The sequence below is a fragment of the Azospirillum sp. B510 genome (genome assembly GCF_000010725.1).
Classification (GTDB): Bacteria; Pseudomonadota; Alphaproteobacteria; order Azospirillales; family Azospirillaceae; genus Azospirillum; species Azospirillum lipoferum_B.
Genome location: NC_013859.1, coordinates 481,017 through 506,016, shown reverse-complemented (window position 1 = coordinate 506,016; position 25,000 = coordinate 481,017). Strand labels below are relative to the sequence as shown.

At 69.7% G+C, this 25,000-nt stretch carries 18 protein-coding genes; 9 read left to right on the top strand and 9 right to left on the bottom strand.

The genetic code is table 11. The annotated features are described in order from the left end of the window. Positions 1–157 precede the first annotated feature (157 nt). Positions 158–388 (bottom strand): general stress protein, encoded by a 231-nt coding sequence (locus tag AZL_RS32130; protein ID WP_012978527.1) that lies wholly within the window; start codon positions 386–388, stop codon positions 158–160. A 195-nt stretch (positions 389–583) separates the two neighbouring features. On the opposite strand from AZL_RS32130, the gene AZL_RS37340 reads away from it, so the two are divergent. Both AZL_RS37340 and AZL_RS32120 read left to right on the top strand, forming a co-directional pair. Beyond that, positions 584–2,059 (top strand): sigma-54 interaction domain-containing protein, encoded by a 1,476-nt coding sequence (locus AZL_RS37340; protein WP_012978526.1) that lies wholly within the window; start codon positions 584–586, stop codon positions 2,057–2,059. A gap of 71 nt (positions 2,060–2,130) precedes the next feature. Then, positions 2,131–2,940 carry an MJ0042-type zinc finger domain-containing protein gene (locus AZL_RS32120; protein WP_012978525.1) on the top strand — a complete coding sequence of 270 codons (810 nt, stop codon included), beginning with the start codon at positions 2,131–2,133 and terminating at the stop codon, positions 2,938–2,940. 21 nt (positions 2,941–2,961) lie between these two features. On the opposite strand, the gene AZL_RS32115 is transcribed toward AZL_RS32120, so the two are convergent. Beyond that, positions 2,962–4,503, bottom strand: a complete 1,542-nt coding sequence (locus AZL_RS32115) for a sigma 54-interacting transcriptional regulator (RefSeq protein ID WP_012978524.1) — start codon at positions 4,501–4,503, stop codon at positions 2,962–2,964. A gap of 262 nt (positions 4,504–4,765) precedes the next feature. Here AZL_RS32115 and AZL_RS32110 point away from each other — a divergent pair, with 262 nt between their 5' ends. After that, positions 4,766–6,067 carry a D-amino acid dehydrogenase gene (locus AZL_RS32110; protein WP_012978523.1) on the top strand — a complete coding sequence of 434 codons (1,302 nt, stop codon included), beginning with the start codon at positions 4,766–4,768 and terminating at the stop codon, positions 6,065–6,067. Here the strand turns inward: AZL_RS32110 and AZL_RS32105 are convergent. From AZL_RS32105 to AZL_RS32080, 6 genes are read right to left on the bottom strand one after another with little or no spacing between them, the layout of a single operon-like run. Further along, on the bottom strand, positions 6,010–6,258 hold the full coding sequence (locus tag AZL_RS32105) for a hypothetical protein (protein WP_042446732.1): 249 nt from the start codon (positions 6,256–6,258) through the stop codon (positions 6,010–6,012). The genes AZL_RS32110 and AZL_RS32105 overlap by 58 nt on opposite strands. Then, positions 6,255–6,926, bottom strand: coding sequence for a LutC/YkgG family protein (locus tag AZL_RS32100; protein WP_012978522.1), 672 nt, complete (start codon positions 6,924–6,926; stop codon positions 6,255–6,257). Before AZL_RS32100 ends, AZL_RS32105 begins: the two co-directional genes overlap by 4 nt. Beyond that, positions 6,919–8,343: a LutB/LldF family L-lactate oxidation iron-sulfur protein gene (locus tag AZL_RS32095; protein WP_012978521.1), complete on the bottom strand. Its 1,425-nt coding sequence runs from the start codon at positions 8,341–8,343 to the stop codon at positions 6,919–6,921. Before AZL_RS32095 ends, AZL_RS32100 begins: the two co-directional genes overlap by 8 nt. After that, a complete protein-coding gene (locus AZL_RS32090; protein ID WP_042446729.1) occupies positions 8,333–9,085 on the bottom strand; it encodes a (Fe-S)-binding protein in 753 nt (250 codons plus the stop codon). Before AZL_RS32090 ends, AZL_RS32095 begins: the two co-directional genes overlap by 11 nt. A gap of 60 nt (positions 9,086–9,145) precedes the next feature. Beyond that, the gene (locus tag AZL_RS32085; RefSeq protein WP_012978519.1) at positions 9,146–12,004 is read right to left on the bottom strand and encodes an FAD-binding and (Fe-S)-binding domain-containing protein; all 2,859 of its coding nucleotides are present in this window, start codon (positions 12,002–12,004) and stop codon (positions 9,146–9,148) included. Positions 12,005–12,048: 44 nt separating this feature from the next. Next, positions 12,049–13,725, bottom strand: coding sequence for an L-lactate permease (locus tag AZL_RS32080; RefSeq protein ID WP_012978518.1), 1,677 nt, complete (start codon positions 13,723–13,725; stop codon positions 12,049–12,051). A 506-nt stretch (positions 13,726–14,231) separates the two neighbouring features. Here AZL_RS32080 and AZL_RS32075 point away from each other — a divergent pair. The 6 genes from AZL_RS32075 (at position 14,232) to AZL_RS32045 (ending at position 24,096) form a co-directional block, all read left to right on the top strand. Beyond that, positions 14,232–15,002, top strand: coding sequence for an FCD domain-containing protein (locus tag AZL_RS32075; RefSeq protein WP_012978517.1), 771 nt, complete (start codon positions 14,232–14,234; stop codon positions 15,000–15,002). A gap of 132 nt (positions 15,003–15,134) precedes the next feature. Then, a complete protein-coding gene (locus AZL_RS32070) occupies positions 15,135–16,559 on the top strand; it encodes a sigma-54-dependent transcriptional regulator (protein ID WP_012978516.1) in 1,425 nt (474 codons plus the stop codon). Beyond that, complete coding sequence (locus tag AZL_RS32065) at positions 16,556–20,449, top strand: response regulator (protein ID WP_247894559.1); 3,894 nt, start codon at positions 16,556–16,558, stop codon at positions 20,447–20,449. The genes AZL_RS32070 and AZL_RS32065 overlap by 4 nt, the downstream gene beginning before the upstream one ends. A 473-nt stretch (positions 20,450–20,922) precedes the next feature. Then, complete coding sequence (gene gltA, locus AZL_RS32055; protein ID WP_042446724.1) at positions 20,923–22,254, top strand: citrate synthase; 1,332 nt, start codon at positions 20,923–20,925, stop codon at positions 22,252–22,254. A 49-nt stretch (positions 22,255–22,303) separates the two neighbouring features. Further along, on the top strand, positions 22,304–23,317 hold the full coding sequence (locus tag AZL_RS32050; protein WP_012978513.1) for an NUDIX hydrolase: 1,014 nt from the start codon (positions 22,304–22,306) through the stop codon (positions 23,315–23,317). Between the two features lie 128 nt (positions 23,318–23,445). Beyond that, positions 23,446–24,096: a response regulator gene (locus AZL_RS32045; protein WP_012978512.1), complete on the top strand. Its 651-nt coding sequence runs from the start codon at positions 23,446–23,448 to the stop codon at positions 24,094–24,096. Positions 24,097–24,155: 59 nt separating this feature from the next. Here the strand turns inward: AZL_RS32045 and AZL_RS32040 are convergent, their stop codons facing one another. Further along, a complete protein-coding gene (locus AZL_RS32040) occupies positions 24,156–24,989 on the bottom strand; it encodes a molybdenum storage protein subunit alpha (RefSeq protein WP_012978511.1) in 834 nt (277 codons plus the stop codon). Positions 24,990–25,000: the final 11 nt, after the last annotated feature.

Below are 25,000 nucleotides of genomic sequence, written 5' to 3'. Positions count from 1 at the left end.
TTGCGGGTGTGTGCCGGCAGACAATGGACCCGTCCGACGAAGCCGCGCAAGCCTCCATGCGGGACAAGAAAAAAGCGCGCCCCGAGGGCGCGCTTTTTCCGTAGCGGCGGCCGGCGGTGATGATCGGCCGCTGTCCGTCACCGGATGGCGGTGCCGGTCACTCCTTGCCGCCCTGGCCGCCACCCTGGCCGCCATGGCTGTGCTCGCCGCCCTTCTTGCCGGCTTCCGAGGCGCGTTCGGGGTCGTTCTTGAAGTTGCCGCCCGAGACCTGGCCGCCCTTGTGGCCGGCTTCGGCCGCGCGCTCCGGATCATTCTTGAAGTTGCCGCCGGAGTGCTGGCCGCCGGCGCTGCGCCCTTCGTTCTGGCTCGCCATGATGTGCTCTCCCATCTTGTTCGATATCGGAAATCGTCACCGTGCGGAAACGCGACGGTGCAGATCAGAACAGGGGGTCGCCGGGATGGTCGCGCCGTCTCCGCCATCGGGACAGGTCCCCCTGGCCGGAAGGGGCATGCCGGGATCCGGTTGCGGATCGGGCCGGTTGCGGCCGATAAGGAAGGGGAACGGCAAGCGGAGGCGGCGGGCGTGACGGATCGGGACGGCGGGCAATTCTCCGACGCGCGGCAGGGCGAGGCGGCGCTGCTGCGGCGCCGGGCGATTCCCTCGCTGTTCGAGGCGCTGGAGACCCAGTCCGAGGGTACGGTGGCGGTCGACCGCGAGGCGCGGGTGGTGTGGATCAACGCCAAATACGCCCGCATGCTCGGCATCGCCGACCCCGCCGCGGCCATCGGCCGCGAGGTGGAGGAGATCATCCCCCATTCGCAATTGCGTCAGGTCCTGGCGACTGGCCAGCCGATCCTGCTCGACCTGATGCTGTTCGGAACCCAGCGGCTGGTGGTCACCCGCTTTCCGTTGACCGACGATGCCGGTGCTGTGATCGGCGCCGTCGGCTTCGTCCTCTATGACAGCCTGCACCGGCTGAAGCCCCTGCTGGCCGAGCTGTCCCGGCTGGAGGCGGAGCTGGCGGCGGCCCGGCGCCGGCTCGACGAGGGCCGGCGGCCGCGCTACACGCTGCAGAGCTATGTCGGCGACAGCCCGGTCTGCCTGGAGGTCAAGCGCAAGGCGCGGCTCGCCGCCCGCAGCGACGCGCCGATCCTGCTGCTGGGCGAGACCGGCACCGGCAAGGAGCTGATCGCCCAGGCCATCCACGGGCTGTCGGCGCGCAGCGGCGGCTGCTTCGTCGGCGTCAATGTGGCGGCGATCCCGGAAACGCTGCTGGAGGCGGAGTTCTTCGGCGCGGTGCCCGGCGCCTACACCGGATTGGACCGCCGTGGACGGGAGGGACGCTTCAAGACCGCCGACGGCGGCACGCTGTTCCTCGACGAGATCGGCGACATGCCGCTGGGGTTGCAGGCCAAGCTGCTGCGCGCCCTGCAGGAGCAGGAGATCGAGCCGCTCGGCTCCGACCGGCCGGTGAAGGTCGATGTGCGGGTGATCGCCGCCACCAACGTCGATCTGGAGCGGCGCATCCGCGACGGCCGTTTCCGCTCCGACCTCTATTACCGGTTGAACGTGCTGCCGATCCGCCTGCCCGCCCTGGCGGAGATGGGCGGCGGGCTGGAGGCGATCGCCGAGGCCATCCTGCAGGACATCGCCGCCCGCGGCGGACTTTCCCCACGCGGCCTGACCCCGGAGGCGGTGGAGACGCTGGGCCGCCATCGCTGGCCGGGCAATGTGCGTGAACTGCGCAACGTGCTGGAGCGCGCCTGTCTGCTGAGCGACAGTCCCCGGCTGACCGCCGCCGACCTTGCGGAGGCTCTGCCGGATTTGGCCGTGGCGAAGCCGGAGGCTGTGAGCCCGGCGGCGGTTCCCCCGCCGCCCGTCCGTGGGGAGCCGGTGCCGGGCTATGACGAGGCGTTCGACGCCTTCGAGCGCGATCTGCTGGGCCGGGCGCTGGCGGCCGGCGGCGGCCGGGCGGAAGCGGCGGCACGGGCGCTCGGCATTTCCCGCGCCGCCTTCTACAAGAAGCTCGCCCGGCTGGGGATGCGACCCCGCGGGTAGGGGTGGCTGCCGGTTGCGCCGGGCGCCGCTCCTATCTATAAGGCAAGTGCCAACTTTTCTGCGACGGCGCGATGATCGTTTCCTGCCCGACCTGTTCAACGCGCTATACCCTGTCCGACGACTCGCTCGGTCAGGATGGCCGGAAGGTCCGTTGCGCCCGCTGCGGCCACATGTGGTGGCAGAAGCCCGAGCGGCAGGAGAGCGAGCCGGTCATCCCCGACGCGCTGACGGAGCTGCGCCCGTCGATGCCGGTGAAGCCAGGCGCCAGGGCCAGGATCAGGCATGGCAGGGGGCCGCGTGCCAAACCGGCGCGCGGCACGGTGATCGGCTTCGCCCTGCTGGGTCTGCTGGTCGCCGGGTCCGCCGCCGGCGCCTATTTCGGCCGCGACGTCCTCGTCGACCGCTGGCCACCCGCCGCCCGGCTCTATGACCTCGCCGGCATGCCGGCCGAACCGCCGGGATTCGGGCTGGACCTGCGCAACATCCATTCCGAACAGAAGCAGGAGGGCGGAAAGACCGTCCTGCTGCTGGACGGCGAGGTCGCCAACACCACCGACGGCGAGCGCCGGCTGCCGCCGTTGCGCGTCAACAGCTTCGGCCCGGAGCGCAAGCTGTTGCAGAGCTGGGTCGTCGAGCCGTCGGCCGAGACGCTGGGGCCGGGGGCCGCGGCGGCGTTCCATCACAGCCAGCCCGATCCGGGGCCGGTGGTCGAGGTGACCATCACCTTCGGCGGTCCGCCGCCCGGCCTGGAGGCGCCGGCAGCGGAGAAGCCAGTGGAGAAGGCCACTGAAAAGGGTGGGGAAAAGCCGGCGGCGAAACCCGCCGCCGACAAGCATGCCGCCGACAAGCACACCGCCCCGGCCAAGCCGTCAGGCCACTGACCGCCGGTTTCACCGCCGGGATCAGCGCTCCGGAATGCCGTATTTGCGCAGCTTGTTGGCGATCATCGTGTGCGAGGTGGCGAGCCGCGCCGCGAGCTTGCGGCTGGACGGGAAGCGCGGGTAGAGCCGGCGCAGCAGGGCGCGCTCGAACCCGTCCACCGCCGCCTCCCAAGTGGCCACCTCGTCCGCCGAGGCGTCGGCCGGTTGGATGCCGGCGCCGGCCAGCTCCAGGTCGGCGGCGTCCAGCGCGCCGCCGTCGGTCATGGTGACGGCGCGGAAGATGACATTCTCCAGCTGGCGGACATTGCCGGGCCAGCGGTTGGCCAGCAGCGCCGCCGCCGCCGCCGGGGTCAGCCGGCCGGGGGGACGGCGGGCCTGCGCCGCCGCCCGGGCGATGAAATGGCGGGCCAGCAGCAGGATGTCCTGCCCGCGCTCGCGCAGGGGCGGCACATCCAGCGTCAGCACATTCAGGCGGTAGAACAGATCCTCGCGGAAGCTGTGATCGGCGACCATGGCCTCCAGCGAGCGGTGGGTGGCGCTGATGACGCGGACATCCACCTTCTGCTCGCGCTCGCCGCCGACCCGGCGGAAGCTGCCGTCATTGAGGAAGCGCAGCAGCTTGGCCTGGAGATAGGCCGACATCTCGCCGATCTCGTCGAGGAACACCGTGCCGCCATGCGCCAGCTCCAGCAGGCCCGGCTTGCCGCCGCGCTGCGCCCCGGTGAAGGAGCCGGGGGCATAGCCGAACAGCTCGCTCTCCGCCAGATTCTCCGGCACGGCGGCGCAGTTCAGCGCCAGGAAGGGCTTGTCGCGGCGCGGGCTGGCGCGGTGGCAGGCATGGGCGATCAACTCCTTGCCGGTGCCGGTCTCTCCCAGGATCAGCAGCGGCGCCTCCATCGCGGCGACGCGCACGGCGCGCGCCTTCAGCGCCCGGACCGGCGGCGATTCGCCGAGGATGCGGTCGAAGCCGCCGCCCGACCCCAACTCGTCGAAATTCTGGATGGCGTCGAGACGCTCGCCCAGCCGCGACGGGGTGAACAGGGTGATGACGGCGCCCGCCGCCTCGACATCGACGATCGGCGTCACCTCCAGCAGGAAAGGCTGGCCGTTCAGCGTCACCTCGCGCCCCGACATGCGGAAGCCGCCGTCTGCCAGCTCGCGGGTCAGGCCGGGATCGTCCAGCAGCGCGCCGAGGTCGAGGCCGGCCAGCCGCGATTCCGGCAATCCGGCGACCTGGACGGCGGCGGCGCTCGCCACCACCACCCGCCCGGCGCGGTCGACCGCCAGCACCGGGTCGGGCAGGGCGGCCAGCAGCGCGTCGAGATGCAGGCGCCGGCGCGTGCCCGGCAGCATGTCGATGGCGGCCACCGCGCGCACCCCGGCGATGGTGCGCAGCGCGTCGGACAGCGCCGGCAGCGCCGCCGGATCGAGGCCGGGGGCGTCGATGTGGATCAGCGGCGGATCGACCTCGACACCCACCACGTTGAGCCGGCGCAGCGCCAGCACGGCGAGGATCTCATGGGCGATGCCGACACGGTCGGCGAAGGTGACTTTGATGCGCATGGGGAGTGTGCCGGGGCGGGAGGGGGCATCCGGCAATCAATGTACATAATTCATTACACCGTATCAAAATCTTTACACCCTCATAGTTCTTTTATTTGCAATGCTTTGCCCTCTGCGTATCCCTCATCTGTAAACATCTGCATACACCAGCCTCTCCGCCGGCCTCGCCGTATCGCAGCGAATCCGCCATTTCCGCATCTGGCATGCCAATTGCGATGAGGTCCGCCATGTGAAGTCCTTCATCCCTCGGGGAGCCAGTCTCATGCGCGTGATCGTTCTGGGCAGCGGCGTCATCGGTGTCACCACCGCCTATTATCTGGCGCGCGCCGGGCATGAGGTGACCGTGCTGGACCGTCAGGAAGGCCCGGCGCTGGAGACCAGCTACGCCAACGCCGGCGAGGTGTCGCCGGGCTATTCCGCCCCCTGGGCGGCGCCGGGGCTGATGGTCAAGGCCGTCAAGTGGATGATGATGAAGCATTCGCCGCTGGTGGTCCGGCCGAAGCTGGATCCGGCGATGTGGTCCTGGTGCCTGAAGCTGCTGGCCAACGCCAACGAGGCGAGTTACCAGCTCAACAAGGGCCGGATGGTCCGTGTCGCCGAATACAGCCGCGACTGCCTGAAGGCGCTGCGCGCCGAAACCGGCATCACCTATGACGAGCGCACCCAGGGCACGCTCCAGGTCTTTCGCACCCAGAAGCAGATGGACGCCGCCGGTTACGACATGGCGGTGCTGGAGCGCTACGGCGTGCCCTACAGCCTGTTCGACCGCGACGGCCTGACCTCGGTCGAGCCGGCCTTGGCCCATGTCAAGGACAAGCTGGTCGGCGCGCTGCATCTGCCGGGCGACGAGACCGGCGACTGTTTCCAGTTCACCAACAAGCTGGCGGCCTATGCCGCCAAGCGCGGGGTGGAGTTCCGTTATGGCGTCTCCATCCGCGGGCTGGAGAGCGACGGGCGCAGGATCACCGGCGTCGTGACCGACCAGGGCACGCTGACCGCCGACAGCTACATCGTCGCCATGGGCAGCTATTCGCCCAAGCTGGTCAAGCCGCTGGGCATCGACCTGCCGGTCTATCCGGTGAAGGGCTATTCGCTGACCCTGCCGATCACCGACGCCGCCCACGCCCCGGAATCGACGGTGATGGACGAGACGCACAAGATCGCCGTCACCCGGCTGGGCGACCGCATCCGCGTCGGCGGCACGGCGGAGCTGACCGGCTTCGACCTGACCCTGCGTGAGAAGCGCCGCGGGCCGCTGGACCATGTCGTCAGCGACCTGTTCCCGAAGGGCGGCGACCTGTCGAAGGCGGAATTCTGGACCGGCCTGCGCCCGAACACCCCGGACGGCACGCCGATCCTCGGGCCGACCCACATCCGCAACCTCTATCTCAACACCGGCCACGGCACGCTGGGCTGGACGATGTCGGCCGGCTCGGCCCGCGTGCTGGCCGATGTGGTCGGCGGCCGCCAGACCGACATCGACATGGAGGGTCTCAGCGTCGAGCGCTACGGCCGCAAGCCGGCGGTGACGGTGACCCGTCCGGCGGCGGTGCGTCCGGCCTGATCCGGGCTGGTCTGATCTGAACAGGACACCCGCGCCGCCCGGCGGACGCGGGTCATCGCCAGCTCGACAAGGGCGGCGTCGGCGATCTCGGCCCCATCCAGCCGGTGTCGCCCGCGCCGCCCTTCGCATTTCTCCACCCGGTGGCCGAGGCGCCTGAGATGCAGGATCGCCTCGTAGAGCCGGGCCATCATGGATGGATCACCAGGACGATCAGCCGCTTCGGGCCGTGGACGCCGTAGGCCAGGGTCTGCTCGATGTCGGCGGTCTTGCTCGGGCCGGACACCAGCAGCACGTTGGTCGGCATCGCCTGCGCCCATCCCTGCGCGCGCACCGCTTGCAGGAAGGTGTCGTGCAGCATGTCGGCGCGCAGCAACGCCACATGGATGTGCGGGATCAGCGACAAGGAGCGCGGCTCTTCCGCCGTCGGCCACAGGATCAGGCTGCCGGTCTCGGCGATGGCGCCGCGCGTGGTGGTCAGGCCGGCGTCGATGGCGTTGAACAGCCGGGGCTTCAGGTCTTCGAGCGGGCGGTCGTAGGGGATGAGGGTGGGGGCCGGGAGAGGGCCTTTCTCCCACCCCTCGACCAGCCGTTTGCCCGCCTCCGTCGCCGGGGCGTAGAGCAGCGAGCCCACCCCCTCGCGCGCCAGGAACCCGCGCAGCACCGCCGGCCAGTCGGCCTCGGTGGCGTCGAGGAACTCGGTGTGCACCGCCTCCATCAGGCGGCGGATGCGGGGCAGGCGCTCCTCTTCCGGCCAGACTTTCGCCTCGATCGGCGTGAAGTCCGAGGCGGGCGGGGTCAGCGGGTGGGCGTCGCGGGTGGCGCGCAGCTTCGCCAGGATGGAGTTGCGGGCGTCAGACATCGGGAATCCCCTTGGCGCGGGCGAGGTCGTGCAGGGTGCGGCCGGCGAAGCGCGGCTTGGTGCGGACATTCGTCCACTCCTTCAGCACGGGCAGCGACGAGGGCGCGGCGTTGCCGAGCTTGCTCATCGCCGCGGTGGCGAGGCGGTAGGCGGTGGGAGAGGCGTTCATCGCCGCCCAGCCGCTCCACACCATCGATTCCGTCCGGCTGGCCTTGGCGCCGCCATCCTTCACGGCACCGCCGGGCCGCACCGCCTCCACCCGCAGCCGGCCCATGATCTCGACGATCGGGATCTTCACCGGGCAGATCTCGACGCAGGCGTTGCACATGGTGCAGGCGTGGGGCATGGCGCCGCGCTTGGCCAGCCCCTCGATCTGCGGCACCAGGATCTTGCCGATGGGCCCCGGATAGGGCGCCTCATAGGCATGGCCGCCGACCTTGGTGTAGACCGGGCAATGGTTCATGCAGGCGCCGCAGCGGATGCAACGCAGCGTGTCGCGCAGCTCCGGGTCGGCGTAGATGCCGGAGCGGCCATTGTCGAGGATGACCAGATGCACCTCGCGCGGGCCGTCCTTCTCGCCGTCTTTGCGCGGGCCGGAGATCATGTTGACGTAGGTGGTGATCGGCTGGCCGGTGGCGGAGCGCGGCAAGAGGCTGATCACCGGCGGCACGTCCTCCAGCCTCTCCACCACCTTCTCCAGCCCCATGAAGGCGATGTGGACCGGCGGCACCGTGGTGCACATGCGGCCGTTGCCCTCATTCTCGATCAGGCAGAGGGTGCCGGTCTCCGCCACCGCGGCGTTGACGCCGGACATGCCGACATCCGCCGCCTCGAACTTGGCGCGCAGCACCCGGCGGGCGAGGTCGGTCAGATAGGCGGCATCCTCCCGGCTTTCGGCGTCCTTGAGCTTGCGCTTGAACAGATGGGCGATCTGTCTGGTGTTGAGGTGGATCGCCGGCATGATGATGTGGGACGGCATGGTGCCGTCCATCTGCACGATATATTCGCCGAGGTCGCTTTCCAGCACTTCGATGCCGTCCTGTTCCAGCACGGCGTTCAGGTGCATCTCCTCCGTCACCATCGACTTGCCCTTGACCACCAGCTTGGCGTTGGCCTTGTGCAGGATGTCGAGCGCGATGGCGTTGGCGTCATCCGTCGTGGCGGCCCAATGGACGGTGATGCCGTTGCGGGTGCAGGTCTCCTCCAGCTTTTCCAGCAGTTCCGGCAGCTTGGACAGGGCGCGCAGCCGGACCGCCGCGGCGAGCGCCCGCACCCCGGTCCATTCGCCGGTGTCGGCGAACTGGGCGGCGCGCTTGCTCATCAAGCCGTCCATGGCGCGGCGGAAATTGCCGCGCAGCTCCGGGTCGGCCAGCGCCGCGCGCGAGGCGGCGGCGAAATCCGGTGCGTTACCGTCCATGGATGCGCTCCTTCAGGAACTGGGCGATGTGCTGGCCGCGCGCGGCCTTGGCTCCGGCGTCCAGCGCGCCGGTGATGTTCAGCAGGCAGCCGCAGTCGCCCGACACCACGCGGGCGGCGCCGGTGCCTTCGATGTCCGCCACCTTGTCACCGACCATCGCGGCGGAGATCTCCGGATGGCGGACGGCGAAGGTGCCGCCGAAGCCGCAGCATTCCTTTTCCCGCTTCAGCTCGACCAGCTCGACATTGGCGAGCTGGCGCAGCAGCGCCTTCGGCTCCTCCACCACGCCCATCTCGCGTTGGGCATGACAGGAGGCGTGCCAGGTGACGCGCAGCGGCTCGCCCTTGTCGGTGAGCCGGACGTCCAGCACATGGACCAGGAACTGGGTCAGCTCCCAGACGCGCCCCGCCACCTGCGCCGCCTTGGCCTCGTCCGGCTCGCCGTGGAACAGGTCGGGCCAGTGCTTCCTCATCATGCCGGCGCAGGAGCCGGACGGCACGACGATGGGGTCCTCGCCGGGAAACAGGTCGAGCTGGGCGCGGGCGACCTTCAGCGCCTCGGCCCGGTAGCCGGAATTGTAGGCGGGCTGGCCGCAGCAGCTCTGCCCCTGCGGGAAGACGATGGTCAGCCCCTGGGATTGCAGCAGCTCGATCCCCGCCATGCCGGCATCGGGGAAGAACAGGTCGACCAGACAGGTGCCGAAATAATAGACGCGGCTGGGTTTGGGGGGCTGGTGGTCCATGGGCGTTTCCTCAGCGGAGTCTTGGCATGGCTTGGCGCCGGCGCTTTCGCAAATCATCGCTCAAAAAGCCGGTTCGGCCACCCGCGTCCGCTCCTCCGCCTTGGCCGTCGCGCAAGCGTCGACCAGATAGACGATGGAGCGGTAGGGCACGCCGGCCTTGTCGGACAGGCCGATCTCGCAGGTGCGGCTGGTGGAGTAGCCCGACGCGCAGCCGTCCGGCACGGCGGCCGGCAGACGGCGCAGGGCGTGGGCGTTCAGTTCCGGCGTGGTGAAGCCCTTGTCGCCGGCGAAGCCGCAGCAGCCGACATCGGGCGGAACCACCACCGTTTCGGCGCAGGCCCGCGCCACCGCCGTCAGGGCGCCGTCCAGCCCCATCCGCCGGGTGGAACAGGTCAGATGCAGCATCACCGGCTCCGCCGTCTTCGTGATGGCGAGGCGGGGCAGGGCGAACTCGCTGAGGAACTCCGCCACGTCGAGGATGCGCAAGCCCGCATCGGTCAGCCGTTTCTTGAGACGCAGGGCGCATGGGCTGGTGTCCATCACCACCGGATAGCGGCCGCCCCGGCTGGCCTTGGACAGCGCGGCCAGCATGGCGTCGGCCTTGGCGTCGGCGGCCTCCATCAGCCCCTTGCTTTCCAGCGGCATGCCGCAGCACTGGCCGTCGGCCGCCTCCGGATAGAGGATGCGGAAGCCGGCCTTGCGCATCACCGATTCGACCACCTCGGGCAGCGGGCGCCGCTGCGGGTCGTCGGCGGCCGGTCCCATGGTCCGGCTGACGCAGCTGGGGGCGTAGACCAAAGTCGGCACATCATCCGTACCGGCGGCGTCCGCGTTCGGCGTGAAGGTCGCGGCCGTCGGCAAATTGTGCGGCAGCGTGGGCAGGGCGCCGCCGGACAGGGCGCGGGCGGCGATCCGGGTGGCGTCCTCGCCGATGGTGCGGCGGGCGAGGTCGGCCAGCCGCAGGCCGGCGCGGGCGAGGCCCAGCGTGGTTTCCATATGGTTTGCGACCAGCGCCCCCGCCTTGCGCGCCACGGCGCCGCGCCGCCCGCCGCGCATGGACTTGATCAGCAGCCCGGTCTCGATCCCGACCGGACAGGCGGTGGCGCACAGGCCGCAGGCGGCGCAGGTGTCGATGCCCTGATGGTCGTAGGCGGCGGCGATCTCGGCCAGACGGGGAGCGTCGTCGCCGGCGGCCTCCAGCCGCGCCATCTCGCGTCGGCCGACGATGCGCTGACGCGGCGACAGGGTGAGACGGTGCGACGGGCAGGTCGGTTCGCAGAAGCCACACTCGATGCAGGTGTCGACCAGCGGGTCGGCCGGCGGCAGCGGCTTCAGGTTCTTCAGATGGGCCTCGGGGTCGCCGTTCAGGATGACGCCGGGATTCAGCAGCCCGTCGGGGTCGAGGAGAGCCTTGATCTCCATCATCAGGCCATAGGCCTGCGGACCCCATTCCATCTCGACGAAGGGGGCCATGTTGCGGCCGGTGCCATGCTCCGCCTTCAGCGAGCCGTCATAACGGGTGACCACCAGAGCCGCGACATCATCCATGAAGCGGCGGTAGCGGTCGATCTCCGCCTGGGTGTCAAAGGCCTGGGTGAAGACGAAATGCAGGTTCCCTTCCAGCGCGTGGCCGAAGATGATCGCCTCGCGGTAGCCGTGGCGCTCGAACAGCGCCTGAAGCTCGCGCGTCGCCTCGGCCAGCCGGGGCAGGGGGAAGGCGACATCCTCGATGATGACGGTGGTGCCGGTCTGGCGGATGGCGCCGACCGCCGGGAACAGGCCCTTGCGGATCTTCCAGAAGCCCTCGCAGGCCTTGGCGTCGGTGGTGAAGCCGGTGTCGCCGATGGTGGCGCAGCCGGCCAGCACCGTGGCGATCCGCGCCGTGTTGGCATCGAGCGCGTCGGCGGTCGCGGCGCGGGTCTCCACCAGCAGCGCCGCCGCCTCGGGACCGAAGCCGCGGATCTGCGGCGGCATGCCCGGCTTGTCCTGGATGGAGCGGAGCGAGGCGCGGTCCATCAGCTCGGCGGCATCGACCGGGGCGGCCTTCAGCAGGGCCACCGCGCGGCAGGCCTCGGCGATGTCGGGGAAGAACAGCAGCGCGCTGGCCTTGTGCGGATGCTCCACCACGGTGCGCAGGGTGATGGAGGAGAGGAAGCCCAGCGTGCCCTCCGACCCGATCATCAGGTGCTGGAGGATGTCGATCGGGTCCTCATAGTCCACCAGGGCGTTCAGGCTGTAGCCGGTGGTGTTCTTGATGCGGAACTTGTCGCGGATGCGGGCGGCCAGCGCCTTGTCGGCGCGGGTGCGGGCGCCGAGATCCGCCAGCCGGTCGAGCAGCGCGCCATGGCTGGCGGAAAAACGGCTGCGGCTGGCCGGGTCGGCGGTGTCGAGCACCGTGCCGTCGGCCAGCACCAGCCGCATCGACTCCAGCGTGCGGTAGCTGTTCTGCGCCGTGCCGCAGCACATGCCGCTGGCGTTGTTGGCGGCGATGCCGCCGATCTTCGCCGTGGCGATGGAAGCGGGATCGGGGCCGATCTTGCGCCCGAGCGGGGCGAGGCGGCGGTTCGCCTCCGCCCCGATCACGCCGGGTTGCAGGGTGACGGTGGCGGCGTCCGGGGCGATGGCGCAGCCGCGCCAGCCGTCGCCCAGAACCACCAGCACGCTGTCGCTGACCGCTTGGCCCGACAGGCTGGTGCCGGCGGCGCGGAAGGTCACCGGCACCTTGTGCGTCCGGGTGATGCGCAGGAGCCGCACCACCTCCTCCTCCGTCTCCACCAGTGCCACGATCTTCGGGATCAGCCGATAGAAGCTGGCGTCGGTGCCGTAGGCCAGCGTGCGCAGCGGGTCGGTGACCAGCCTCGCCTGCGGGATGACGGACCGAAGCGCGGCCAGCACGTGATCGTAGGGGGAGGGCAGCATTGGCGGCGGCTCCTGCTGGTGTGGGGGGGGAGGCGGTCCGGTGATCAGCGACCGATGACCAAGGCGGTGAAGGGCCACAGATAGGCCTGGGCCATCACCAGCAGGCCGACCAGCGCGGTCAACGCCAACGAGTGCCAGATGACGAAGCGCAGGATCTTGCCCTCATGCCCATGCCACTTGGTGGCGACGGCGGCGACGACGATGCTTTGGGCATCGATCATCTTGCCCATCACGCCGCCCGAGCTGTTGGCGGCGGCCATCAGCACCGGCGGCAGGCCGAGCTGTTCCGACGACACCTTCTGCAGGCTGCCGAACAGCACGTTGGACGCCGTGTCCGACCCGGTCAGCGCCACGCCCAGCCAGCCGAGGAAGGTGCCGAAGAAGGGGTAGAGGAAGCCCGAATTGGCGAAGGCGAGGCCCAGCGTGGTGTCGAGGCCGGAATAGCGGGTGGTGTAGCCCAGCGCCAGCATCGCCGAGATGGTCAGCAGCGAGTTGCGGATGGCGTAGAGGGTGCGGCCGTAGGTCCTGACCATCTCGACCGGCGAATAGCCCATCAGCAGCCCGGAGAGGACGGCGGCGATGAAGATGCCGGTGCCGGTGGCCGACAGCCAGTTCAGGGTATAGACGGCGGCCTCGGGATGGGCCTTCGCCACCACCGGGGGAACGCGCATCACCATGTTGTGCAGGCCGTCGATCGGGAATTTGAAGATCGACACGCCGTCGAGGAAGGTCTTGACCTCGGGAATGCCCCACAGGAAGACCAGGATGCTGAGGATCGCCCAGGGCGTCCAGGCGCGGCGGACCTCGGCGGCGCTGTAGCCATGGTCGCGGCGGGCCTCGCCCTGGACCACGGCGGCGCCGACACCCTGGGTCAGGGCCGATGCCCCGCCGGCGGTGTGCCAGATCGCCTTCGGGTGCCAGACCTTCAGGAACAGGGTGACCGAGACCAGCGAGACGATGGCGGCGGCGACGTCGACCAGCCAGGGGCCGTGATAGTTCGACACCAGATATTGCGGGACGGCGAAAGAGACGCCGGCGACCAGGATCGCGGGCCAGATCTGGATCATGCCGCGCCAGCCGGCGAAGGCGACGATCAGCCAGAAGGGCACCAGCACCGAGAAGAAGGGCAGCTGCCGGCCGATCATCGCCGACAGGTCCAGGAGCGGCAGGCCGGTGACGGCGGCCAGCGCCAGCACCGGCGTGCCGAGCGCGCCATAGGCGACCGGGGCGGTGTTGGCGATCAGCGACAGGCCCGACGCGGCCAGGGGGGTGAAGCCCAGCCCGATCAGCATGGCGCCGGTCACGGCGACCGGCGTGCCGAAGCCGGCCGCCCCCTCGAAGAAGGCGCCGAAGCAGAAGGCGATCAGCAGCAGCTGGAGCCTGCGGTCGTTGGTGATGCCGGTGATGCTTTCCTGCAGGATCTTGAACTGCCCGCGCTGTTCGGTCAGGTGGTAGAGGAAGATGATGTTGATGACGATCCAGCCGATCGGCAGCAGGCCGTAGGCCGCACCCAGCAGGGCGGTCTTTCCCGCCATCGCCACCGGCATGCCGAAGACGGCGACGGCCACCGCCAGCGCGGTCGCCAGACCCAGCAGGGCGGCGCGGTGCGCCTTCATGTGGAAGATGCCGAGACCGCCCAGCATCACCAGGACCGGCAGCGACGCGAACAGCGTCGACAGCCAGATGTTGTTCATCGGGTCGTAGACTTGCGACCAGCTCATCGTCAGGGGTCTCCTTCTCGGGGAGTGATGTCGGGCCGAACGGCGCGCCGGGAGAAGGAAGGCCGATTTTGCACGCATCCGCCCTGCCCGCGCCTGGATGGCGGCGCGGGAGGAAGGCCGGATGTTCGGCAAAACGGGGGCGTTCACCGCCGCCGGGGGCTCTCGGCCCCGGCGGCGGCGCGGATGCGCCCTTTCGGGTGCTGGTCCGTCCTGTCCCGGTACGTGTGGATGCGCCTTCCGCCGGGGGCAGCTATGGGGAAGACCCCTTGCCATCCAGCCGGCGGTGGACATCTCTTATCCATACGGTGATAATTGGATAAATTATTTTACCAGACTGTGCAATGGCTGAATCGTTTGCCAAGCGACCAACTTTGGTAGGGGGGTGGCGCGGCGGATCGCCCCCGCGCCACCACCGTCCCATCACCGTCCCGCCACCGCTCTGGACGCTTGGTCCGTCCGTCGCTATTGAAGAGGATCGGGACATGCAGGGAGAGGCCGCCCAGCCAATGCAGGGGACGATCAAACCGGCCAAGCTGGCCGACGCCATTGCCGAGCATTTGGAAAGGCTGATCCTGGAAGGCGCGCTGCGTCCGGGCGAGAAGCTGCTGGCCGAGCGCGAACTGGCGGTGAAGCTGGACGTGTCGCGCCCGTCCCTACGCGACGCCATCGCCAAGCTGGAGGAGCGCGGCCTGCTGGTCAGCGGCCGTGGCGGCACCCATGTGGCGACCTTCCTGTCGCAGATCACCGATCCGCTGATGACGCTGATGCGCAACAAGCCGGACGCGTCCTTCGACTATCTGGAATTCCGCCGCTCCATCGAGGTGGCGGCGGCCGGGCTGGCGGCGCAGCGGGCGACCGACGTCGACCGCGACGGCATCCGCGCCATCGTCGCCCGCATGCAGGCCGCCCACGGCAAGGACGACAGCTCGGAGGAGGCGGATTCCGACGCCGACCTGCATCTGGCGATCTACGAGGCGGCGCACAATGTCGTGATGCTGCACATCATGCGGACGCTGTCCGACCTGTTGCGCAACGACGTGTTCTACAACCGTGCCGACCTCTATTCCCGGCCGGGGGTGCGCGAGCTGCTGTTGCAGCAGCATCTGGCCATCGCCAACGCGGTGCTGGCCGGCGACGCGGCGGCGGCGAGCGCCGCGGCCGAGGCCCATGTCGAGTTCACGTTGCAGACCCTGCGCGAGATCCGCGAGCACAATGCGCGGGTCCAGGTGTCGCTACGGCGGATAGGACGGACCGACCTGATCGACAGCGGGGCGTGAGGGGGGAGCGCTTCCCGCCTACCGATCCGGAGGTGCATGGCTATGGGGTCTCCCCGACTGGTGGGGGCTCCCATTGCCGGGTTACACTTGCCACGTGCCTCACTTCGCCACCGACTGCCAGGGTATCGACCCGTGTCCCCATCGAAAAAGCGCCGCGTCCTGCTGATCGAGGATACGGTCCCGCTTGCCCGGCTCTACATCGAGTTCCTGCGCGCGGAGGCTCATGACATTGTGCATTGCACACGCGGGGGCGAGGCGCTGGACGCGGCGGCGGCGGCACCGCCCGACGCGGTGATCCTCGACCTGAAGCTGCCGGACATGGACGGGCTGGAGGTGCTCCAGGCGCTGCATGCCCGCGACCCCGGCATCTCCGTGGTGGTGGTCACCGCCCATGGGTCGATCGATCTGGCGGTCGAGGCCATGCGGCTCGGCGCCTTCGACTTCATCGTGAAGCCCTTCAACGCCGACCGGCTGAACCTGACCCTGCGCAACGCGCTGGAGCGGCGGATCCTGGCCCGGATCGTTGAGGGATACCGTAAGGATCTTGATCGCGGGCGCTTCCATGGCTTCATCGGCAGTTCGCCGGAGATGCAGGCGGTCTACCGCACCATCGAGAGCGTGGCGGTCAGCCGCGCCAACGTCTTCATCACCGGCGAGAGCGGCACCGGCAAGGAGGTGGCGGCCCAGGCGATCCACCGCGCCAGCCCGCGGCGCGGCGCCGCCTTCGTCGCGCTCAACTGCGCCGCCATTCCCAAGGATCTGCTGGAATCGGAGATCTTCGGCCATGTGAAGGGCGCCTTCACCGGGGCGGCGGGCGACCGGCCGGGGGCGGCGCTGCTGGCCGACGGTGGCACGCTGTTCCTCGACGAGATCTGCGAGATGCCGATCGATCTCCAGAGCAAGCTTCTGCGCTTCGTCCAGACCGGCACGGTCAATCCCGTCGGCAGCGGGCGGGAGCAGCGGGTGGACGTGCGTTTCGTCGCCGCCACCAACCGCGATCCGCTGGCCGAGGTGCAGGCCGGCCGCTTCCGCGAGGATCTCTATTACCGCCTGCACGTCATCCCGCTCGCCCTGCCGCCGTTGCGCGAGCGTGGCGACGACGTGGTCGAGATCGCCCGCTCCTTCCTGGTCGAGTATGCGCGCGAGGAGGGGAAGGCGCTGTCGTCCTTCGCGCCGGAGGTGGAGGCGCGGCTGCGCGCCCATGACTGGCCCGGCAATGTGCGGCAATTGCAGAATATCGTCCGCAACGTGGTGGTGCTGCATGACGGGCAGCAGGTCTTGCCCGACATGTTGCCGCCGATGGCCGGGCCGGATGCCGGCGCCGGCCATGGCCTCCGCGCCGCCTGCGGGATGCCGCGGAGTGCCGCGGCGGAGGAAGATGACGCGGTCCAGCCGCTGTGGCGGGTCGAGAAGGAGTTGATCCAGAAGGCGCTGCGGCTGACCGGCGATGACGTGCCGCGCGCCGCCCTGCTGCTGGAGATCAGCCCCTCCACCATCTACCGCAAGCTCCAGCAATGGCGTGTCGCCGAAAACGCGGCCGGGGAGACCGCCGCGTGACCGGGCGTTCGGCTGGGGATTCGGTGGAGAGGGGTGCCGGACTGGAACCGTCGGGCGCGGTGCCGGCGCCGCTGCCGCCGGACGAGAACCTGCGGCAGGTGGCGCTCGACTCCTATTGCGTCCTCGACACGCCGCCGGAGCCCGGTTTCGACAACATCACCCGGCTGGCCCGGCATTTCTTCGGCACGCGCATCGCGCTCGTCTCGCTGATCGACCGCGACCGCCAATGGTTCAAGAGCCGCGCCGGGCTGGACGCGACGGAGACGCACCGCGACCTCGCCTTCTGCGCCCACGCCATCCTGGATGACGGCGTTCTCGTCGTCCTCGATGCGACGAAGGATCCGCGCTTCGCCGGCAATCCGCTGGTCACCGGGGCGCCCAACATCCGCTTCTATGCCGGCGCACCCCTGGTGGCGGACGGGCGGAAGCTGGGGACGCTGTGCGTCATCGACGACGCGCCGCGGGCCGGTTTCGACGAGCGCGAGGCGGAAACGCTGACACAGCTCGCCCGGCTGGTGGTGGACGAGCTGACCCTGCGCCGCGAGGTGGCGCTGCGTGAGCGGGCGGAAGCCGAATTGCGCGACCGTTCGCGCCTGCTGAATCTCGCCGAGGAGGTCGGCCAGTTCGGGCACTGGTACATCGATTTCGTTACCGACACCCGGCGCTGGTCGGACGAGGTCTACCGCATCCTCGGCCTGCCGCCGCAACAGGAGCCGCCGACGGTCGAGCTGTCGCGCGCCTCCTACCATCCGGACGATCTTCCGCTTCTGGCCAGAATGGCCGAGCGGGCGCGGCGGACCGGCGAGGGGTTTTCGGTCGAGGCGCGCGTCGTCCGGCGGGACGGCGGCATGCGTCATGTCTTCGTGCGCGCCTCCGTCGAATGCGGAGCCGACGGGCGGCCCGCCGGCCTGCTCGGCGTCGTCCAGGACATCACCGACGCCAAGCGCGAGGAGGCGGAGCTGCGGTCGAACCGCGAGCTTCTCGACCTGACCGTGCAGGCGACGCGCGACGGCATCTGGGACTGGAATCTGGAGACCGGCGGGATCTGGTTCTCCCCCACCTGGAAGGAGCAGCTCGGCTACCGCGACGATGAGCTGGAGAACAGCCTGGAGATGTGGGCCGGCCTGATCTTCGAGGAGGACCGGTTCACGGCGCTGGAGACGGTCCGCGCCTACAATGCCGGGCTGATCCCGAATTTCGAGGCGGTGCAGCGTTTCCGCCACAAGCGGGGCCACACCGTCTACATCCTCAGCCGCGCCATCCACATCCGTGACGCCGCCGGCCGGGTCGTGCGGATGGTCGGCGCCCATACCGACATCACGCGCGAGAAGCTGACGGAGGAGGAGCTGCGGCTCGCCAAGCAGACGCTGGATGACGCGATCGAGGCGGTGCCGGAAGGGCTGGCCTATTTCGACGCCGACGACCGGCTGATCCTGTGCAACGAGCGCTACCGCGAGGCCCATCCGCTGACGGCGCCGCTGTTCACCCCCGGCCGTCCGTTCGAGGAGATCCTGCGCGCCGCCGTCGCCAACGGCGAATTCGCCGGCAACCCGGACGGTCCGAGTGACGAGGCCTGGATCCAGGCCGAACTGGCCCAGCACCGCAATCCCGGCGCGCCGTTCGAGCGCGAGCTGCCGGACGGCCGCTGGATCGTGGTGGCGGAGAACCGGACCAGCAGCGGCTCGCTGGTCTGCACCCGCACCGACATCACCGAACGCAAGCGCTTCGAGGCGGAGCTTCAGCGTCAGGCCGCCGACATGTGCGCGCTGGCCGAGGGGCTGGACGCCGCCCGCGAGGAGGCCGACGCGCTCCGCGCCCGCGCCGAGGCGGCGACCCAGGCGAAATCGGAATTCCTGGCGGCGATGAGCCACGAAATCCGCACGCCGATGAACGGCATCATGGGCATGACGGAGCTGCTGTTCGATACCCCCCTGACGGAAGAGCAGCGCCAGTTCGCCCAGGCGATCCGCAGCTCGTCCAACGCGCTGCTGACCATCATCAACGACATCCTCGACATCTCCAAGCTGGAGGCCGGCCGCGTCACCATCGAGACGCTGCCCTTCGACCCCGCCGATCTGGTCGAGGGTGTGGTGGAACTGCTGACCCCGCGCGCGCACGAGAAGGGGATCGAGATCGGCTTCTACATCGATCCGCCGCTGCGCCGCACGCTGCTGGGTGATCCGACGCGCATCCGGCAGATCCTGGTCAATCTGGTCGGCAACGCGGTGAAATTCACCGATCAGGGCTCCGTCGCGGTGGAGCTGGAGGCGCGGGAGGCGACCGACGCCCATCTGGTGCTGCGCATGACGGTGACCGACACCGGCATCGGCATCCCGGCCGAGGCGATGCCGACCCTGTTCAACAAGTTCCAGCAGGTGGACGGGTCGATCACCCGCAAATTCGGCGGCACCGGCCTGGGGCTGGCGATCTGCCGCCAGCTGTCGGAACTGATGGGTGGAAGCATCGCGGTGGAAAGCCGGCTGGGCAGCGGCAGCCGCTTCCTGGTCGATCTGCCGCTGGCCCTGCCGGACGAGGTGCGGGACGACGAGCTGTCGGACGGCATGCAGCCGCCGGCCGAACGGGTGCTGGCCGAAGGGGCGCTGGCCGAAGGGGCGCTGGTCGGGCGCCGCGTGCTGGTGGCGGATGATCTGGCGGTGAACCGCAGGGTGCTGGCCTCGATGCTCGACAGTCTGGGCGCCCGGCCGGCCGTGGTCGAAAATGGGGTCGACGCGCTGGCGGCCCTGCGGCGCGCGGCGGCCGGCGGCCGGCCCTTCGACGTGCTGCTGGCTGATCAGACCATGCCCGGCCTGAGCGGCGACGCGCTGCTGGCGGCGGTCGCCGGCGACCCGGCGCTGGCGCAGACGCGGCGCGTTCTGATGGTGACGCTGGGTCCGGCGGCGCGGGGCGATGGCGGACCCGTCCAGGGGGTGGCCCAGGCGATCCTGAACCGTCCGCTGCGCCAGCGGGCGCTGGCCGGCTGCCTGACCGGACTGTTCGCCGCCACCGCTCCCACGGCCGCGGCACCGGTGGTGGAGGTCCGGCCGGAGGAGATGCCGCGCAGCGGCCGCGTCCTGCTGGCGGAAGACAACCGCACCAACCAGCTGTTCGCCACCACCCTGCTGCGCAAGCTTGGCTACAGCGTCGAGGTGGCGGAGGACGGGGAGCGGGCGGTGGCGGCGGTCCGCCGCGGCGGCATCGATCTGGTGCTGATGGATGTGCAGATGCCGGGGATGGATGGGTTGGAGGCGGCGCAGGCGATCCGGTCTTGCGGCGGCGCCCTGGCCGGCCTGCCGATCATCGCGCTCACCGCCGATGCCATGCCCGGCACCCGTGAGCTGTGTCTGCGCGCCGGCATGAGCGACTATCTGACCAAGCCGATCAGCCGCGCCGGCCTGCTGTCGGCCCTCGACCGCTGGATGGGGGCGGCGGGCCGTCCGTCCGAACCCTCGGCCATCCCCTCCGCCGGTACCGTCCCCGGTGTCGACGGGAAGGTGGGCGGGATGGTGGAGGAGACGGGGGAGGCGGCGCTGGACCAGGCGGTGCTGGACGATCTGGCCCAGACGGTGGGTGCCGACAGCCTGGCGCGGATCGTCGGCAGCTTCCTCGACGACCTGTCCGGCCGGCTGGGGCGGCTGTCGGCGATGGCGGAGGGGCGCGGGGCCGGCATCGCCGATCTGCGGGCGCTGGCGTCGGAGGCGCATGACCTGTCCAGTCTCGCCGGCAGCTTCGGCGGGATGGCGGTGATGCACCACGCGTGGCGGATGGAGGTTCTCTGCCGCAACGGCGACCGCGATCAGGCGGCACGGCTGCTGCCGGTCCTGCTGCGCGAATCAGCCCGGCTGGAAAGACTTCTGCGCGCGCGTGCCGGCGAGCATCCGATGGTGGGGTGAGCCGCCTGGGATGCGTGCTCAGCCGGTGCCGGGCTGGGTGGAACCGTCGGTGTCCTCGGCCCGGTCCCGCAGCTCCTTCGACGACAGGCCGGCCGGGGTGGCATCCTGCAAGGTGCCGTCGCCCGGCGTCTTGGTCATGTCCTCGCGCGGGGACCGCTCGCCGGCCGCGGTCCGGTCATGCGTGTCCGCCGGGGTGCTTGCTGGGGTGTCCGCGCCGGATTTCCGCGGCGGGACCATTCCTTCGGAGGGGGTGCGTGTTTGAGGCGTGTCGGTCATGATGTCCTCTGCTATCTTCCGGAGGAGTCAACGACCAGGACGGGTGGGGTGTTCCGCCCTCCGCCCTGTTCCTCGTCGGACCGGGAGAAGACGGCGCGGCGCCCGGCGGGCGCGCCGAAGACGGGCCAACCACCAAGGTCCGGCAGCGCAGGCCGCGAGCCGACGCCCAGCCGGCCAGCAAGGAGTGTGAAAAGGTCATGGAATCGAGCATGCACACGCCGCACGGCGATGTGAGCCAGGTCGGCACCGTCACGCTGACCGACGACGTCACCGGCAAGACGCTGAAACTGCCGCTGCTCGGCGGCTCCACCGGCCCGAACGTCATCGACATCCGCAAGCTCTACGCCGAGACCGGCTATTTCACCTACGATCCGGGTTTCACCTCCACCGCCGCTTGTGACTCGGCCATCACCTACATCGATGGCGACGAGGGCGTCCTGCTGCATCGCGGCTACGCCATCGCCGATCTGGCGGAGAACTGCGATTTCCTGGAGGTCTGCCACCTGCTGCTGAACGGCGAGCTGCCCAACCCGCAGCAGAAGGCCGATTTCGAGCGCACCATCACCTACCACACGATGGTGCATGAGCAGCTGGCCAAGTTCTACAGCGGTTTCCGCCGCGACGCCCACCCGATGGCGATCATGTGCGGCGTCGTCGGCGCCCTGTCGGCCTTCTATCATGATTCCACCGACATCTTCGATCCGGTGCAGCGCAAGATCGCGGCGCACCGCCTGATCGCCAAGATGCCGACCATGGCCGCCATGGCCTACAAATACACGGTCGGCGAACCCTTCATGTATCCGCGCAACGATCTCGGGTACGCGGAAAACTTCCTCTACATGACCTTCGGCACGCCGTGCGAGGAATGGAAGGTCGATCCGGTCCTGTCGGAGGCGATGGACAAGATCTTCATCCTGCATGCCGACCACGAGCAGAACGCTTCGACCTCCACCGTCCGTCTCGCTGGTTCGTCCCACGCCAACCCGTTCGCCTGCATCGCGTCGGGCATCGCCGCACTCTGGGGTCCGGCCCATGGTGGCGCCAACGAGGCCGTGCTGAAGATGCTGGAGCAGATCGGCTCGGTCGATCGCATCCCCGAATTCGTCCGCCGCGCCAAGGACAAGAACGACAGCTTCCGCCTGATGGGCTTCGGCCACCGGGTCTACAAGAACTACGACCCGCGCGCCAAGATCATGCGCGAGACCTGCTATCAGGTCCTCGACCGCCTCGGCATCAAGGACGAGCCGCATCTGGCCATCGCCATGGAGCTGGAGAGGATCGCCCTGTCGGACGAGTATTTCATCGAGAAGAAGCTCTATCCGAACGTCGATTTCTATTCGGGCATCATCCTGAAGGCGATGGGCTTCCCGACCAGTATGTTCACCGTGCTGTTCGCGCTGGCCCGCACCGTCGGCTGGATCAGCCAGTGGAAGGAGATGATCGAGGATCCGGCCCAGAAGATCGGCCGTCCGCGTCAGCTCTTCACCGGCTACGCCGCCCGCCCCTTCGTGCCGCTGGACAAGCGTTGATCCCAGCCCGTTGGACGCCCCCTCTCCACGATGTGGAGAGGGGTGCGCCGTGACCCAGCCCCTTCAGCTTGGCCTGTCGGTCGCCATCGTCGCGGTGGCCGGCGGGACGCCGCGCGTGGTGACGGTGCGCAGCGGCTTCACCGTGCCGGAAGACCACCGGCGCGGCGACGAGCCGCTGCCGCATCGCGACGCCCTGCCCGGCGCGCCCTTCGAGCCCTTGCGGTTCCGCACCCTTCAGGACGGCGTGCGCGCGGTGGCGGAGGGGCTGTCGGGGCTGGCGCTGCGCTATGTCGAGCAGCTTTATACCTTCGGCGACCGCTACCGCGATCCGCATGAGCTGTTCGGCGGCCCGCGGTCGGTCGTGGTCGGCTATCTGGCTTTGGTCCGCGACGGCCCGCTGGGGGGGGATGCCTCGGCCGAATGGCGCGACCTCTACGATCATTTCCCGTGGGAGGACTGGCGCGACCAGCGCCCGCCGCTGCTGGATGGGGTGATCGCCCCGGCTCTGCGCGGCTGGATCGCCTCGGCACCCGACGGGGAGACCCGCCTGCGCCGGGCCGAGCGCGCCCGGATGGCCTTCGGTCTGGACGGCGCCGACTGGGACATGGAGCGGGTGCTGGAGCGGTTCGAGCTGCTCTACGAGGCCGGGATGCTGGTCGAATCCTTCCGCGACCGCGATCTGGCGGCACGGGTCGATGCGTCGGTTCCGGCCGGCGGGCCGATGCCGCGCGCGCTTGGCCGGCCGATGGCGCGCGATGGCCGGCGCATCCTGGCGACGGCGTTGGAACGGCTGCGCGGCAAGCTGCGCTACCGCCCGATCGTCTTCGAGCTGCTGCCGCCGACCTTTACCCTGCACCAGCTTCAGCTGGTGGTGGAGGCGCTGTCGGGCGAGCGGGTGCACAAGCAGAATTTCCGCCGGCTGATGATCTCCGGCGGCTTCGTCGAGCCGACCGGACACTATGAAAGCCAGACCGGCGGCCGGCCGGCCGAGCTTTACCGCTTCCGCCGGCAGGCGATCCACGACCGTACCAGCGCCGGCGCCATCCCGTCGGCGGACGGATAAGGGTTGAACGCCATCGGAAACTTGGACGCGCGGCATTGGGCGCAGTTGTCAACGGACGGCTGTGGGCGGATACTGACGCAACGGTTTCACACCCGGACTGTCCATTGCCGGAACTGCGCGAAAAGTCGATGTCGCACCGCATTCTGATCGCCGACGACCACCCGTTGATGCGCACAGCCCTGACCCAGACCATCGGTCAGGCGATCCCCGGCGCCGTCATCCTGGAGGCGTCGCGGTTCGAGCAGATCAAGCCGCTGCTGGAGGCCGGGGAGCCGCCCGACATCATCCTGCTCGACCTGCACATGCCGGGGATGAGCGGCCTGATCGGGTTGATGATGCTGCGTTCCGAACAGCCGGCGATCCCGGTGATCGTGGTGTCGGCCTCGGAGGATCCGGTGACGATCCAGCGCGCCATCGATTACGGCGCCTCCGGCTTCGTGCCGAAATCCGCCCCCAACACCCAGATCATCGAGGCGATCCACGCCGTGCTGGACGGCGAGTTGTGGCTGCCCGAGATCAATGGCGGCCCTGAGACCGAAGCCCCCGATCCGGCGCGCCGCGCCGCCACCCTGACGCCCCAGCAGCTGCGCGTCCTGGCCGGCATCGCCGAGGGCAAGCTGAACAAGCAGATCGCCTATGAGATGAACGTCGCCGAGACCACGGTGAAGGCCCATGTCACCACGATCCTGCGCAAGCTGGGCGTGCTGACCCGCACCCAGGCGGCGGTGCTGGCGAGCCAGCTCGCGCTGTCCGCCGCCCCGCCGTCGCCGGTGGATTGAGGGTCGATCCTACCGGATGGGCGCGCCGGTTTGTTCCCGTCGCGCCCGTCGCCCCGGCGTCAGTCCCGGCGGGCGCCGGTGTGGATGACGGTGCCGACATGCTCGCCGCGCAGCGCGGCGCTCAGCCGGCCGGGAACCAGCCCGTTCACCAGCTGGACGCGGGTGATGTGGCGGGCGTTCGCCAGCACTTCGACGAAGGCGCGGTCCACCGGCAGCGGCCCCTCATGCGCCGCCAGCTCGGCGGGGCCGACCTCCTTCAGCAGCGTGGCGGCGGCGCCGTCGGGTCCGTTGGGGTCGGTGCTGTGGATGCCGTCCACATCCTCGACGATGGTCAGCCCGGCGGCCCCCAGCGCGTCGGCCAGCAGGAAGGCGCCGGTGTCGGCCCGGTGCGCGGGAATGCGCGAGGTCGGGAATTCGTGATGATGATAGGGCGGGAAGGCGCTGCCCACCACCGCGCGGGCGGCCGACAGATGGACGGCGAGCTGGCTGGCGATGGTCGGATGCTCGACATAGGAGACGCCGTCCGACGCCAGCAGCGAGGCCAGGATATGGCCGTTCTGTCCGGCCTCGCTGGCGGCCAGCGGCGCCAGCGAGCCGACCGGCAGGCCCAGATCCAGCCCGACGCTGTAGAGATGGCGGGCGCGGATGCCGGCGCCGGTCAGGATCAGCAGGCGGTGTTCCGGCAGGATGCGGCGGATTTCCTCGACGATCGGCAGGATGGCGTCGCGTCCGCGGTCCATGATCGACCGGCCGCCGATCTTGACCACCTGGAGCCAGGGCAGCAGCGGAATCGGACGCCCGCCGGCGACCGGGCGGGTCAGGTCGTCGTTGAGAAGGGTCTGGCGCGCGAGCGGCGAGGCCACATGCTTGATGGTGTTGACGCTATCGGACATGTCCCGGTTCC